We start from the raw sequence: 13,948 nt of genomic DNA on the forward strand, positions 1-13,948 counted from the left end.
CACTCGGCACCGTAAGGATTCAGATCCGCTTGTACGGACAGCACGCGGCCCGGGCCGCCGCCATCCACTCGGATGGCGGCATGCCCGGGCCGGGGGTCACGCCGTGAGGGCGGCGTGATGTCGCGGGATCAGAGCTTCGTCCACGCCTCGGTGAGGGTGGCGCGGAGGATCTGCTCGATCTCGTCGAACGTGGACTGGTCCGAGATCAGCGGCGGAGCCAGCTGGATGACCGGGTCGCCACGGTCGTCGGCGCGGCAGTACAGGCCGTTGTCGAACAGCGCCTTGGAGAGGAAGCCGTACAGGACGCGCTCGGTCTCCTCGTCGTTGAAGGACTCCTTGGTGTGCTTGTCCTTCACCAGCTCGATGCCGTAGAAGAAGCCGTTGCCGCGGACGTCGCCGACGATCGGCAGGTCGTGCAGCTTCTGCAGCGTCGACAGGAAGTTGCCCTCGTTGTCGAGCACGTGCTGGTTGAGCTTCTCCTTCTCGAACAGGTCGAGGTTGGCGAGGCCCACGGCCGCGGAGACCGGGTGGCCGCCGAAGGTGTAGCCGTGCAGGAAGGTGTTGTCGCCCTTGTAGAACGGCTCGGCCAGGCGGTCCGAGACGATGCAGGCGCCGATCGGGGAGTAGCCCGAGGTCATGCCCTTCGCGCAGGTGATCATGTCCGGCACGTAGCCGAACTTGTCGCAGGCGAAGGTGGTGCCGAGGCGGCCGAAGGCGCAGATGACCTCGTCGGAGACGAGCAGCACGTCGTACTTGTCGCAGATCTCGCGGACCCGCTGGAAGTACCCGGGCGGCGGCGGGAAGCAGCCGCCGGCGTTCTGCACCGGCTCCAGGAAGACGGCCGCGACGGTGTCGGGGCCCTCGAAGAGGATCTGCTGCTCGATCTGGTCGGCGGCCCAGCGGCCGAAGGCCTCCGGGTCGTCGCCGAACAGCGGCGCGCGGTAGATGTTGGTGTTCGGCACCTTGTGCGCGCCGGGGACCAGCGGCTCGAAGGGGGCCTTGAGCCCCGGCAGGCCGGTGATGGACAGGGCGCCCTGCGGGGTGCCGTGGTAGGCGACCGCGCGGGAGATGACCTTGTACTTGGTCGGCTTGCCCACCAGCTTGAAGTACTGCTTGGCCAGCTTCCAGGCGGTCTCGACCGCCTCGCCGCCGCCCGTGGTGAAGAAGACCTTGTTGAGGTCGCCGGGGGCCTCGTTGGCGAGACGCTCGGCCAGCTCGACGGCCTTCGGGTGGGCGTAGGACCACACGGGGAAGAAGGCGAGCTCCTGGGCCTGCTTGGCAGCCACCTCGGCGAGCTCGGTACGGCCGTGACCGGCCTGGACCACGAACAGGCCGGCGAGGCCGTCGAGGTACTTCCTGCCCTTGTCGTCGTAGATGTAGGTGCCCTCACCGCGGACGATGGTGGGGACGGGGTTGTTCTCGTACGACGACATGCGGGTGAAGTGCATCCACAGGTGGTCGTAGGCGGTCTGGGAGAGGTCCTTGCTCACGGCTATCGGGTTCCCCACATGTAGGTCTGCTTCTTGAGCTTCAGGTAGACGAAGCTCTCGGTGGACCGCACGCCGGGGAGCGTGCGGATCCGCTTGTTGATCACTTCCAGAAGGTGGTCGTCGTCCTCGCAGACGATCTCCACCATCAGGTCGAAGGAGCCCGCGGTCATCACCACGTACTCGCATTCGGGCATGTCCGTCAGCGCGTCCGCGACCGGATCCAGGTCACCCTCGACGTTGATGCCGACCATCGCCTGACGCCGGAGGCCCACGGTGAGCGGGTCGGTGACGGCGACGATCTGCATGACGCCCTGGTCGAGCAGCTTCTGGACGCGCTGCCGGACGGCCGCCTCGGACAGGCCGACGGCCTTGCCGATGGCGGCGTACGGACGGCGGCCGTCCTCCTGGAGCTGTTCGATGATCGCCAGGGAGACGGCATCGATCGTCGGGGACGAACCGGTTCCGGTTCTGGAGTGGGTGCTTTGACTGGCCACGACTTCACTGTGCACGAAGGTCGTCGGTCTGGCAACCCGAGAGCGATGAAATTCGTTGTTTCGAGTGCTCGATCATGCTGAATCCGAAGTTGGTGGCCGTCAGCCCTGTTGAAAGCGTCGGTTCAGCGTTTAGGCTTGGGTGTCTCACCCATCGGGACACGCACGACGACGTGCGACACAGAACGTGACAGGAGGGGTGGCAAGTGACCACCGAGCTGCGCCGGCTGCGCAACTACATCAACGGGGAGTTCCGGGACGCGGCCGACGGCCGCACGATCGACGTGATCAACCCGGCCACCGGCGAGGTGTACGCGACCTCCCCGCTCTCCGGCCAGGCCGACGTCGACGCCGCCATGGAGGCCGCCGCGGCCGCCTTCCCCGCCTGGCGCGACACCACGCCGTCGGAGCGCCAGAAGCTGCTGCTGAAGATCGCCGACGCCTTCGAGGAGCGCGCCGAGGACCTGATCGCCGCCGAGGTCGAGAACACCGGCAAGCCGGTCGCGCTCACCGCGAGCGAGGAGATCCCGCCGATGGTGGACCAGATCCGCTTCTTCGCGGGTGCCGCCCGGATGCTCGAGGGCAAGTCCGCCGGCGAGTACATGGAGGGCATGACCTCGATCATCCGCCGCGAGCCGGTGGGTGTCTGCGCGCAGGTCGCGCCGTGGAACTACCCGATGATGATGGCCGTGTGGAAGTTCGCCCCGGCGCTCGCCGCGGGCAACACCGTCGTCCTCAAGCCGTCCGACACGACCCCCGCGTCGACCGTGCTGATCGCCGAGATCATCGGGCAGATCCTGCCCAAGGGCGTCTTCAACGTCCTGTGCGGCGACCGCGAGACCGGCCGCGCGATGGTCGAGCACGCCACCCCGGCGATGGCCTCCATCACCGGCTCCGTGCGCGCCGGCATCCAGGTCGCCGAGTCGGCGTCCAAGGACGTCAAGCGCGTCCACCTGGAGCTGGGCGGCAAGGCGCCGGTCGTGGTCTTCGAGGACACCGACATCGCCAAGGCCGTCGAGGACATCTCCGTGGCCGGCTTCTTCAACGCCGGCCAGGACTGCACCGCCGCGACCCGCGTGCTGGTGCACGAGTCCATCCACGACGAGTTCGTCTCCGCGCTCGCCAAGGCCGCCGCCGAGACCAAGACGGGGCAGCCGGACGACGAGGACGTGCTCTACGGCCCGCTGAACAACGAGAACCAGCTCAAGCAGGTCTCCGGCTTCATCGACCGCCTCCCGGCCCACGCCAAGGTCGAGGCCGGCGGCCACCGCGTCGGCGACAAGGGCTACTTCTACGCCCCGACCGTCGTCTCCGGCCTCAAGCAGGACGACGAGATCGTCCAGAACGAGGTCTTCGGCCCGGTCATCACCGTCCAGTCGTTCCGCGACGAGGAGCAGGCCCTGGAGTACGCGAACGGCGTCGAGTACGCCCTCGCCTCCTCGGTCTGGACGAAGGACCACGCCCGCGCGATGCGCATGTCCAAGGCCCTCGACTTCGGCTGCGTGTGGATCAACACCCACATCCCGCTGGTCGCCGAGATGCCGCACGGCGGCTACAAGAAGTCCGGCTACGGCAAGGACCTGTCGGCGTACGGCTTCGAGGACTACACGCGCATCAAGCACGTGATGACGTCCCTCGGCTGACCCTCCCGGCCCGCCCCGCGGCCCCGGCCCCCTGCCCGTCCACGGCAGGGCGCCGGGGCCGCGCCCGTTCTCCCGCCGCCGGTTCTCACGACTCCCGGATCGCCCGGCCGAGCTCCGCCCCCGTCGTCGCGACGACGAGGACGGCGGCGTCCCGCAGCTCCGGGGGCAGCCGCTCGCGGTCCTCGTCCCGGTACAGGACCACCGTCCCGCCCGGCAGGGCGAGCACGGCGCCCAGCCGCCGGAGCAGCGCGCAGACGAGGTCCAACGCCCCTTGGCCCGCCACGTGGTTGAGGGTCAGCGAGGTCTCCCGGAGCCAGACGTCCGCCCCGCCGCGCTCGCCCACGCGGAGCTGCAGCAGATCCACCGCCGGGTCGCGCGCCGCCACGTACGGGCCGAGGACCTCGTCCAGGACGTCCCGGTCCAGCGGCGCCGGCTCCCCGGCCACGTACCGGAGCACGAACATGTCGAAGCTCATGGGGTCAGCCTGCCACACGGAGCCCCACTTTTGAACGTGTTCAGTCGGAGGCGTACGCTGCCGTCATGAGCGACTCGAACGGGCCGAGGGCCCTTCTCACGCGCATCCGCGTCTGGCTGGCGTTCTTCGTCGTCTGCCTCGTCCTCAGCGGACTCACCGCCTTCCCGCTCGTCACCGAACTCCGCCTGCTCGACGGCGCCCTGACCACCTGGGCCGCCCCGGTCGCGGACGTCTTCCCCGGTCTCGCCGAGTGGATCGCCCGCGTCCGCGGCGGCCTCGACCGGGCCGACGCCGCGTCCCCGTACCTCCTCTACGGCACCGACTGGCTGGCCTTCGCCCACCTCGTCATCGCCGTCGCCTTCTACGGCGTGTACCGCGATCCCGTCCGCAACATCTGGGTCGTCGAGTTCGCCATGATCGCCTGCGCCGGCATCGTCCCGCTCGCCCTGATCTGCGGACCGATCCGCGACATCCCCTTCTGGTGGTCGGTGATCGACATGTCCTTCGGGGTGTTCGGCATCCTGCCCCTGCTCGTCGTCCGCCGCATGATCAAGCGTCTGGAGCGGCAGACGGGTCCGGCGCTCCGTACGTCGCCAGCATGAGCATCAGGGCGACGCGGTTCGTGTCCTGGCCCTTGGCGTCGGTGGAGTTGACGCTGTAGACGAGGGTGCGCTCGCCGCCGCGGGTGGAGGCGACGGCCGCGTTGTAGCCCCAGCGGCCGCCCGTCTTGCCCCACACCTCGCGGCCGCCGAGCCTCTTCATCGACAGGCCCGCCGAGTACGCGGCCGGGGCGCCGGTCCTGAAGTCCCGGACCCGGGGGAGGGTGAACATCTCCTCCAGCAGGGGGCCGCTCACCACCCGGCCGGCGAACAGGGCGCGGGTGAAGCGCTCCAGGTCGGCCGTCGTGGAGACCAGGTCACCGGCCGCCCAGCCGTCCGTCGTGCTCCACACCGACACGTCCCGCAGTGCCTTCGTGCCGTCCGGCTGCCGCAGCCACTGGTAGCCGTGGTTGTGCCGGCCGACGATGCGCGGGTTCGTGCCGGGGGAGTACGTGTCGCGCAGGCCGAGCGGGCGCAGCACGCGGTCGGCGAGCACGTCCTCGTACCGCTCGCCGGTCACCCGCTCGATCAGCAGGCCCGCGATCGTGTAGCCGATGTTCAGGTAGTGCTGGCGCTTGCCGGGCGCGAACTCCGGCCGCTTCGCCGTCGCCGAGCGCACGAGGTCCTCCGGGCGGTGCACCGCGAAGCGGTTCTCGTACCACTCCTCGACCGTCGTGCCCGGCAGGTCCGCGGCCGGGATGCCGTGCGTGTGGTTCAGCAGCTGGCGCACCGTCACCCCCGCGTACGCCGCCGGGATCAGCTCCGGGAGGTACGCGCGGGCCGGCCGGTCCAGGTCGAGCCGGCCCTCCGCCGCGAGGCGCAGCACGACCGCCGCCGTGAACACCTTCGTCACCGAACCCGCCCGGAACCGGGCCCCCGGGTCGGCCGGGCGGTTCGTCCGCAGGTCGTGCACGCCCGCCGAGCCCCGCCAGGTCCCCTCGGTGCCGCCGACGCGCACCAGCGCCGCCGTCGCGTGGTCGTCCGGCAGGCCGGCGATCGCCGCCTCCAGGGCGGCGGTGGCATCGGAGGCGGAGGCGGAGGCGGTGGGGGTGGCGGTGGGGTCCGCGGCCGCCGGGACGACCGCCGCGCCCGACGCGACGCCCAGGGCGAGCGCGGTGGCGAGCAGGGTGCGCAGGGTGCCGTTCATGGTCAACTCCTCGGGATGAGGCCCTCGTTGGCTTCCTCACCATCCTGCTGACCTGCGGCGTCGCACGGATCGCCCGCCTCGGCGATCTTGCGTGCGCCCCGCCCTCCCCTACGCGGGGGAGCCCGCGCCCGGCCCTCCTCGCCCGACCGGGGGAGCCCCCGGCGTCACCAGGCCCGTCTCGTACGCGCAGATCACCGCCTGGATCCGGTCCCGCAGCCCCAGCTTCGCCAGCACATGGCCCACGTGCGTCTTCACCGTGTGCTCGCTGACCACCAGCTCCGCCGCGATCTCCGCGTTCGACAGGCCCCGCGCGAGCAGCAGCAGCGTCTCCCGCTCCCGCGCCGTCAGCGCGTCGAGCCGCGGATCGGGGCGGGCCGCTCCGCCCGCCGTGTACCGCTCCACCAGCCGGCGCGCCACCGAGGGGGCCAGCAGTGAGTCGCCCGCGGCCACCACCCGGACCGCGTGCACCAGGTCGTCCCGCCGCACGTCCTTCAGCAGGAAGCCGCTCGCGCCCGCGTGCAGCGCCTCGTACACGTACTCGTCGGCGTCGAAGGTCGTCAGCATCACCGTCCGGCAGGCCGTGCCCGCGGTGATCGCCCGGCACGCCTCGATGCCGTCCGTGCCCGGCATCCGGACGTCCAGCAGCGCCACCTCCGGCGCGAGCCGCCGCACCGCGTCGACGGCCGCCGCCCCGTCGCCCGCCTCGGCGACCACCTCGATGTCCGGCTGCGCGTCCAGGATCATCGCGAAGCCGCTGCGCACCAGCTCCTGGTCGTCCGCGACCACCACACGGATCGTCACCCCCGCACCCCCGCCCCTTCGTCCAGCGGGAACTCGGCCCGCACCTCGAAACCCCGCCCGCCCGGGCCCGCCCCCGCGGCCGCCGTGCCGCCGTGCGCCGCGGCCCGCTCCCGCAGCCCGACCAGGCCGTGCCCGCCGGACGCGCCGCCCCGCGGCCCGCGCCCGTCGTCGGTCACCGTCACCGTCAGCCGGCCCGGCGCGCGGGCGAGCCGTACCGTCGCGGTGGCCGCCGCCGCGTGCTTCACCACGTTCGTCAGCGCCTCCTGCACGATCCGGTGCACCGTCGCGCCCAGCGCCGGCGGCACCGACCGCACCTCGCCGGCCGTCTCGTACGCCACGTCCAGACCGCCCGCCCGTACCCGCGCCAGCAGCTCCGGCAGCGCGTCCAGGCCCGGCTGCGGCGCGCGCGGCGCCGGGTCCTCGCCGTCCCGCAGCACGCCCAGCATCTCCCGCAGCTGCGCCATCGCGTCCCGCCCGGTCTCCGAGATCGCGTCGAACGCCGCCTCCGCCTTCTCCGGCGCGCGGCGCACCGCCAGCGGTCCCGCCTCCGCCTGCACCACCATCAGGCTCACCGCGTGCGACAGGATGTCGTGCATCTCCCGGGCGATCCGCGCCCGTTCCCGCGCCGCCGCCCGCTCCGCCTCCACGCGCGCGGCCCGCTGCCGCGCGTCCGTGAGCCGGCCGAGCGCGTAGGCCGCGCCGAACACGAAGAGCGAGAAGGTCAGTTCGCGCGCCGAGCGGGTGTTGAGCCACACCGACACCGGCACCGCCACGGCCAGCAGCGCCGCCGTGCCCAGCCGGACCCGGGCCGGGCAGAGCGCGGCGATCGTGTAGACGACCACCAGTCCGGTGTACGGCAGCGGCTGCCCCGGCCCGTCCAGGGCCAGTTCGTACAGGGCGCTCGCCGCCATCACCGCGAGCAGCACCGTGAACGGGGCGCGCCGCCGCCACACCAGCGGCAGCACCGTCAGGCTCGTCAGCCCGTACGCCGCCCAGGTCGCCGGCGGCAGATCCGGTGCGCGCGGCACCACGAACGGCATCGTCATCGCCGCCTGCACCAGCAGGGCCAGGCCGATGTCCACCGCCCACGGGTTGGCCCCGCCCAGCGTCCGGGCCCGCATCCCGAGGTCCCGGGCGTACCGGAATATGCCGTTCACCGCTGCCGGCGCCCCAGCTCGGCGACGAGGGCGTCGACGCGGTTGGTGGTGACCGAGTCCGCCCCGGCCGCGATCATGCGGCGCATGGTCCGGCGGGTGTCCACCGTCCAGGCGGACAGGAGCAGGCCGTCGCGGTGGACCCGGTCGGCCAGGGCGCGGGTCACCAGGCCGAAGCGGTAGTTGAGCCAGCGCGGCTTCACCACGTCCAGCAGGACGGGCCGCGGCGGGGCCAGCGAGGTCCAGGTCAGGGCGATCTCGGCGGACGGGTCGGCGGCCCGTACGTGCAGCATCGCCACGCCGCCGGCGCAGTAGTACACGCGGTCCGCGGCCCCCGAGTCGCGGACCGCGCCGACGATCGCGCGGACCGACGCCTCGTTCCCGCCGGGCAGGTCGATCATCAGCGGGTGGTCCTTCGCCGCCGCCAGGGCCTCGTCCAGGCTCGGCACCTCGTCGAGGCTGAGCCCGCGGACCTCCGCGTAGGTGAGCGAGGACAGGGGCCGGTCGTGGCCCCACAGCCGCTTCAGGGTGTCGTCGTGCAGCAGGACGGGCACGCCGTCCTTGGTGAGCCGGACGTCGATCTCGACCGCGTCCGCGCCCCGCCCGACCGCCGAGGCGATCGAGCGGAGCGTGTTCTCGCGGGCGCGGTAGGGGTCGCCGCGGTGGGCCACGACTCTGACGTTGCGCATGACCTCATTCTCGCGGCCGGAGGCGGGGTCGCCGGTGCTCAGCGCGCCAGCCACTTGTCCGTGTACGCGTCGATCTCCCCGGCGATCCGGGCCTTGCCCGCCGCGTCGAGGAAGGACGCCTCGACCGCGTTCTTCGCCAGCTCCGCGATCCCGCGCTCGTCGAGGCCGAGCAGCCGGGCCGCCACCGCGTACTCGTTGTTCAGGTCGGTGCCGAACATCGGCGGGTCGTCGCTGTTGACCGTCACCAGCACCCCGGCCTCGGCCATCTGCCGGATCGGGTGCTCCTCCAGCCGGGCCACCGCGCGGGTCGCGATGTTGGACGTCGGGCAGACCTCCAGCGCGATCCGGTGCTCGGCCAGGTGCGCGAGCAGCTTCGGGTCCCGCACCGAGCTGGTGCCGTGGCCGATGCGCTCCGCGCCCAGCTCGTTCAACGCGTCCCAGACGGTCTCGGGGCCGGTGGTCTCTCCGGCGTGCGGGACGGAACGCAGACCGGCCGCGCGCGCCTGGTCGAAGTACGGCTTGAACTGCGGGCGCGGCACGCCGATCTCGGGGCCGCCGAGCCCGAAGGACACCAGGCCCTCGGGGCGCAGCCCGTCGGTGACGGCGAGCCGGGCGGTCTCGGCGGCGGCCTCCAGGCCGGCCTCGCCCGGGATGTCGAAGCACCAGCGCAGGACGACGCCCAGCTCGGCCTCGGCGGCCCGGCGGGCGTCCTCGATCGCGTCCATGAACGCCCGCTCGTCGATGCCGCGGCGGGTGGAGCTGTACGGCGTCACGGTCAGCTCGGCGTACCGGATGTTCTGCCGGGCCATGTCGCGGGCGACCTCGAAGGTCAGCAGCCGGACGTCCTCGGGGGTGCGGACCAGGTCCACGACCGACAGGTAGACCTCGATGAAGTGCGCGAAGTCGGTGAAGACGAAGTAGTCGGCGAGCGCCTCGGGGTCGGTGGGCACCTTCGAGTCGGGGTGCCGGGCGGCGAGCTCGGCGACGATCCGCGGGGACGCGGACCCGACGTGGTGGACGTGCAGCTCGGCCTTCGGCAGGCCCGCGATGAACGGATGCAGATCGGTCATCGGGTCATCGTAGGCGGGGGCCGCCGGAGGCCGGGCCGCACCCGTGTCCGAACGAGGTCGTAGCATGAGCGGACCACGATGGGGGAGGACCATGACCGACAGCAGCGGAGCCGCGCAGGGCGGCCAGAGCGGCCAGGGCGGCTTCGACCCCGCGGACCCGTGGGCGCCGCCGGAGCGCGTCGACCTCGGCAAGACGTCCGGACAGCCCGCCGCGCCCACGCCGCCGACCGTGCACGACCAGCCGACGATGGCGGCCATGCCGTCGGTGACCCCGCCCGCGGGCGTGCCGACCGGTGACGTGCCGCCGCCCCCGGTGGCCCCGACCGGTCCGGGCTACGGCTACCCGACGGCCCCCACGCCGCCCGGCGGCGCGTACGGCTACCCCGCCCCGGCCTACCCGGCGTACGGCTACGGCCAGCAGGGCTGGGGGCAGCAGCCGCAGAACGGGATGGGCACCGCGAGCATGGTGCTCGGCATCCTGGCCCTCTGCCTCTTCTGCTTCTACGGCCTGCCGAGCATCGTCCTCGGCGCGCTCGCGCTGATCTTCGGCATCCTGGGACGCAAGCGCGTCCAGCGCGGCGAGGCCAACAACGCGGGCCAGGCGCTGGCCGGCATCATCATGGGCTCGATCGGCGTGGTCCTCGGCGTCGCCATGATCGCGCTCTTCGGCTTCATCATCGCCAACGCCGAGAAGTGGGACAAGGAGAGCGGCAGCGACGACGACCCGTTCAAGACCAGCCTGGTCGTCACCGACCGCCGCTGACCGTCCGTCATGACGCGCCGAGCCGGGCCCGCGGGCCCGGCTCAGGCGTCCCGGCCCTGCCGCAGCCGCTCGCGCGCCTCCATCAGCGCGAAGCCCAGCAGGTTCAGGCCCCGCCAGCGCGCCGGGTCGAAGGCGCGCGGATCGTCCGCGGCCAGTCCGATGCCCCAGATCCGGTCCAGCGGGCTCGCCTCCACCAGCACCCTCTGACCGGTACCGAGCAGGAACGCCCGCAGGCCCTCGTCCGAGCCGAACTTGTGGACGCTGCCGGCCACGACCAGCCCGAAGCGCTCCCGCTCCCAGACCGTCTCGTCGAAGCCCCGGACCAGCCGGCCGGCCTTCTTGGCCGCCGCCGGGCTCGTCGCCTCCAGGGCCGCCCGCTCCGCCTCCGCGTCGCCGAACAGGCGGGCCTTCCCGGCCATCATCCAGTGCTCGGCGGTCGCGTAGCGTACGCCGTCGACCTCGAACGGCGACGGCCACCACTGGCTCAGACAGCTCGCCGAGAGCTGTCCGTCGTGCCGCGGCCGATGGCCCCAGAAGTGCAGGAACTTGACCTTCCCACCCTCGTTGACCTGCTGTGTCAGTTCCTCGAGCATCCCCATGCACGCGAGTCTGACAGCTGCCACGGACACTCCGTACCGAGATTTTCCGGCCACCTCGACACTTGGTCGACCGATTCCGTCGCGTAATAAAAAGGCAACGACGGAATCACTTGTTGGACCGGCGGCCCTCTGCCAGGATCGGCACTCAATTCGAGCTGGGACAACGGAGAGCGTCATGGGCAACCGCTTCCAGGCAACGGACCGCTTCGCGGACGGGGCGCAGTACATCGGCGGACGGCTGCGCCCCGGTACGTCCGGGAGGACCCACAGCGTCGTCGACCCGGCCACCGGCGACGCGGTGTACGACTACGAGCTCGCCTCCCCGGCCGACGTGGACGCCGCCGTCGCCGTCGCCCGGGACGCGTTCCCCGGCTGGGCCGGCGCCACCCCCGGCGAGCGTTCCGACGCGCTGCACCGCTTCGCGGGCGTCCTCGCCGCGCGCGCCGAGGAGTTCGCCGCCGCCGAGTCGCTGCAGTGCGGCAAGCCCGTCAAGCTGTCCACCGAGTTCGACGTGCCCGGCACCGTCGACAACACCGCCTTCTTCGCCGGCGCGGCCCGCCATCTGCAGGGCCAGTCGGCCGGCGAGTACAGCGGCGACCACACCTCGTACGTCCGGCGCGAGCCGATCGGCGTGGTCGGCTCCATCGCCCCCTGGAACTACCCGCTCCAGATGGCCGCCTGGAAGATCCTCCCGGCGATCGCCGCGGGCAACACGATCGTCCTCAAGCCGGCCGAGCTCACCCCGCTCACCTCCCTGATGTTCGCCCAGGCGGCCACGGAGGCCGGCATCCCCGACGGCGTCGTCAACATCGTCACCGGCGCCGGCCGCGACGCGGGCGAGCACCTCGTCGGCCACCCCGACGTCGCGATGACCTCCTTCACCGGCTCGACCGCCGTCGGCAAGCGGGTCGCCGAACTCGCCACCGCCACCGTCAAGCGGCTCCACCTCGAACTCGGCGGCAAGGCGCCCTTCGTCGTCTTCGACGACGCCGACCCCGAGGCCGCCGCGCACGGCGCCGTCGCCGCCTCGCTCATCAACAGCGGCCAGGACTGCACCGCCGCCACCCGCGCCTACGTCCAGCGCCCGCTGTACCGGGCCTTCGTCGAGCGGGTCGCGGAGCTGATGGAGTCCGTCCGGCTCGGCGACCCCTTCGACCCGTCCACCGACCTCGGCCCGCTCATCAGCCACGCCCAGCGCGACCGCGTCGCCGGCTTCGTCGACCGCGCCCGCGGCTACGCCACCGTCGTCACCGGCGGCGAGGCCCCCGGCGGAGAGCTCGCCAAGGGCGCGTACTACCGGCCCACACTGATCACCGACGCGGCGCAGGACAGCGAGGTCGTGCAGTCGGAGATCTTCGGACCGGTGCTCGTCGTGCTGCCCTTCGACGGCGACGACGAGGGCATCCGGCTCGCCAACGACACCCCGTACGGACTCGCCGCCTCCGCGTGGAGCCGCGACGTCTACCGGGCGAACCGCGCCACCCGCGAGATCAAGGCGGGCTGCGTGTGGATCAACGACCACATCCCGATCATCAGCGAGATGCCGCACGGAGGCTTCCGTGCGTCCGGCTTCGGAAAGGACATGTCCGCCTACTCCTTCGAGGAGTACACGCAGGTCAAGCACGTCATGTTCGACAATACGGCGGTCGCCGCGAAGGACTGGCACCGCACGATCTTCGGGGACCGATAGCACCTGTTCGCCGCCCGACCAGCGGCCCGACACCCTCCCGAAAGGGCACAGCGCATGGAGCAGTACGAGCCCGACAGCCTGTCCGCCGCGCAGGAAGCGGCGATGCGGCGCAGTCTCACGAGCGGCCGGGGCGCGCTCACCCGCCGTTCGATGCTGCGCGCCGGCGGCGTCGGCGCGCTCACCCTCGGCGGTCTCGCCGGGCTGAGCGCCTGTGGCATCCCGCCGGCGAAGCGGGAGGGCCAGGGGCCCGCCTCCATCGACGTCTCGGCCAAGGAGAAGACCCTCTCCTTCTCCAACTGGACCGAGTACATGGACGTCAGCGAGGACGAGAAGTCCCGGCCGACGCTGGAGGCGTTCACCAAGCGGACCGGGATCAAGGTCAAGTACACCGAGGACATCAACGACAACGTCGAGTTCTTCGGCAAGATCAAACCCCAGCTCGCCGCGGGCCAGGACACCGGCCGCGACCTGATCTGCGTCACCGACTGGCTGGCCGCCCGCATCATCCGCCTCGGCTGGGCGCAGAAGCTCGACCCGGCGAACCTGCCGAACGCGTACGCCAACCTCTCCGCGCAGTTCCGCCGCCCCGACTGGGACCCGGGCCGCTCGTACTCGTACCCGTGGACCGGCATCTCCACGGTCATCGCGTACAACTCCAAGGCCACCGGCGGCAGGAAGGTCGACTCGGTCACCCAGCTGCTCGACGACCCCGCCCTCAAGGGCCGGGTCGGCTTCCTCACCGAGATGCGCGACTCGATCGGCATGACGCTCATCGACATGGGCAAGGACCCGGGCTCCTTCACCGACGCCGACTTCGACGCGGCGCTCGGCCGGCTCCAGAAGGGCGTCGACACCAAGCAGATCCGCCGCTTCACCGGCAACGACTACACCTCGGACCTCGACAAGGGCGACCTGGCGGCCTGTCTCGCCTGGGCCGGCGACGTGATCCAGCTGCAGGCCGACAACCCGGACATCAAGTTCGCGATCCCGTCCGCCGGTTACATCACCTCCAGCGACAACCTGCTGGTCCCGGCGCAGGCCCGGCACAAGACCAACGCCGAGAAGCTCATCGACTACTACTACGAACTCCCGGTCGCGGCCCAGCTCGCCGCGTACATCAACTACGTCTGCCCGGTCGACGGGGTGAAGGACGAGCTCGCCAAGATCGATCCGGAGCTCGCGAGCAACACGCTGATCCTGCCCGACAAGGCGATGGCGGCGAAGTCCCGCGCCTTCCGCTCCCTCAGCAGCAAGGAAGAGACGGCGTACGAGGAGAAGTTCGCCAAGCTCATCGGCGCCTGAGCCGGTCCCCAGCCCTCCAGCCCCTCGACACCCTG

General features: G+C 71.8%; 14 protein-coding genes. 5 read left to right on the forward strand and 9 right to left on the reverse strand.

From position 1 onward, the window contains the following. Positions 1 to 128 precede the first annotated feature (128 nt). Complete coding sequence (locus tag ACNJ93_RS23480; RefSeq protein WP_418959396.1) at positions 129 to 1,508, reverse strand: aspartate aminotransferase family protein; 1,380 nt, start codon at positions 1,506 to 1,508, stop codon at positions 129 to 131. Then, entirely contained in the window at positions 1,493 to 1,984 is a 492-nt protein-coding gene (locus tag ACNJ93_RS23485; protein WP_418959397.1) for an Lrp/AsnC family transcriptional regulator, read from the reverse strand. The genes ACNJ93_RS23480 and ACNJ93_RS23485 overlap by 16 nt, the downstream gene beginning before the upstream one ends. Positions 1,985 to 2,187: 203 nt before the next feature. Between ACNJ93_RS23485 and ACNJ93_RS23490 the strand changes: the two genes are divergently transcribed. Beyond that, the gene (locus ACNJ93_RS23490) at positions 2,188 to 3,624 is read left to right on the forward strand and encodes a gamma-aminobutyraldehyde dehydrogenase (RefSeq protein WP_418959398.1); all 1,437 of its coding nucleotides are present in this window, start codon (positions 2,188 to 2,190) and stop codon (positions 3,622 to 3,624) included. Positions 3,625 to 3,709: 85 nt separating this feature from the next. On the opposite strand, the gene ACNJ93_RS23495 is transcribed toward ACNJ93_RS23490, so the two are convergent. Next, the gene (locus ACNJ93_RS23495) at positions 3,710 to 4,099 is read right to left on the reverse strand and encodes a hypothetical protein (protein WP_418959399.1); all 390 of its coding nucleotides are present in this window, start codon (positions 4,097 to 4,099) and stop codon (positions 3,710 to 3,712) included. Positions 4,100 to 4,164: 65 nt separating this feature from the next. On the opposite strand from ACNJ93_RS23495, the gene ACNJ93_RS23500 reads away from it, so the two are divergent. Then, positions 4,165 to 4,701 (forward strand): hypothetical protein, encoded by a 537-nt coding sequence (locus tag ACNJ93_RS23500; protein WP_418959400.1) that lies wholly within the window; start codon positions 4,165 to 4,167, stop codon positions 4,699 to 4,701. On the opposite strand, the gene ACNJ93_RS23505 is transcribed toward ACNJ93_RS23500, so the two are convergent. The 5 genes from ACNJ93_RS23505 to ACNJ93_RS23525 form a co-directional block, all read right to left on the reverse strand. Next, the gene (locus ACNJ93_RS23505) at positions 4,649 to 5,845 is read right to left on the reverse strand and encodes a serine hydrolase domain-containing protein (RefSeq protein ID WP_418959401.1); all 1,197 of its coding nucleotides are present in this window, start codon (positions 5,843 to 5,845) and stop codon (positions 4,649 to 4,651) included. The genes ACNJ93_RS23500 and ACNJ93_RS23505 overlap by 53 nt on opposite strands. 108 nt (positions 5,846 to 5,953) lie before the next feature. Next, positions 5,954 to 6,646 carry a response regulator gene (locus ACNJ93_RS23510; RefSeq protein ID WP_418959402.1) on the reverse strand — a complete coding sequence of 231 codons (693 nt, stop codon included), beginning with the start codon at positions 6,644 to 6,646 and terminating at the stop codon, positions 5,954 to 5,956. Further along, the gene (locus tag ACNJ93_RS23515; protein WP_418961504.1) at positions 6,643 to 7,767 is read right to left on the reverse strand and encodes a sensor histidine kinase; all 1,125 of its coding nucleotides are present in this window, start codon (positions 7,765 to 7,767) and stop codon (positions 6,643 to 6,645) included. Before ACNJ93_RS23515 ends, ACNJ93_RS23510 begins: the two co-directional genes overlap by 4 nt. Before the next feature lie 32 nt (positions 7,768 to 7,799). Further along, entirely contained in the window at positions 7,800 to 8,489 is a 690-nt protein-coding gene (locus tag ACNJ93_RS23520) for a glycerophosphodiester phosphodiesterase (RefSeq protein ID WP_418959403.1), read from the reverse strand. Positions 8,490 to 8,527: 38 nt separating this feature from the next. Next, positions 8,528 to 9,559, reverse strand: coding sequence for an adenosine deaminase (locus tag ACNJ93_RS23525; RefSeq protein ID WP_418959404.1), 1,032 nt, complete (start codon positions 9,557 to 9,559; stop codon positions 8,528 to 8,530). A 91-nt stretch (positions 9,560 to 9,650) separates the two neighbouring features. Here ACNJ93_RS23525 and ACNJ93_RS23530 point away from each other — a divergent pair, with 91 nt between their 5' ends. Next, positions 9,651 to 10,322, forward strand: coding sequence for a DUF4190 domain-containing protein (locus ACNJ93_RS23530; protein WP_418959405.1), 672 nt, complete (start codon positions 9,651 to 9,653; stop codon positions 10,320 to 10,322). 41 nt (positions 10,323 to 10,363) lie between these two features. On the opposite strand, the gene ACNJ93_RS23535 is transcribed toward ACNJ93_RS23530, so the two are convergent. Next, complete coding sequence (locus ACNJ93_RS23535) at positions 10,364 to 10,921, reverse strand: NADAR family protein (protein WP_418959406.1); 558 nt, start codon at positions 10,919 to 10,921, stop codon at positions 10,364 to 10,366. A 175-nt stretch (positions 10,922 to 11,096) separates the two neighbouring features. On the opposite strand from ACNJ93_RS23535, the gene ACNJ93_RS23540 reads away from it, so the two are divergent. Together ACNJ93_RS23540 and ACNJ93_RS23545 are read left to right on the forward strand one after the other, a co-directional pair. Further along, positions 11,097 to 12,611, forward strand: coding sequence for a gamma-aminobutyraldehyde dehydrogenase (locus tag ACNJ93_RS23540; protein WP_418959407.1), 1,515 nt, complete (start codon positions 11,097 to 11,099; stop codon positions 12,609 to 12,611). Positions 12,612 to 12,665: 54 nt separating this feature from the next. After that, positions 12,666 to 13,913 (forward strand): polyamine ABC transporter substrate-binding protein, encoded by a 1,248-nt coding sequence (locus tag ACNJ93_RS23545; protein ID WP_418959408.1) that lies wholly within the window; start codon positions 12,666 to 12,668, stop codon positions 13,911 to 13,913. The last annotated feature ends 35 nt before the right edge of the window (positions 13,914 to 13,948 follow it).

Source organism: Streptomyces tritici (assembly GCF_048500665.1).
In the GTDB taxonomy this organism is placed as follows: domain Bacteria; phylum Actinomycetota; class Actinomycetes; order Streptomycetales; family Streptomycetaceae; genus Streptomyces; species Streptomyces tritici.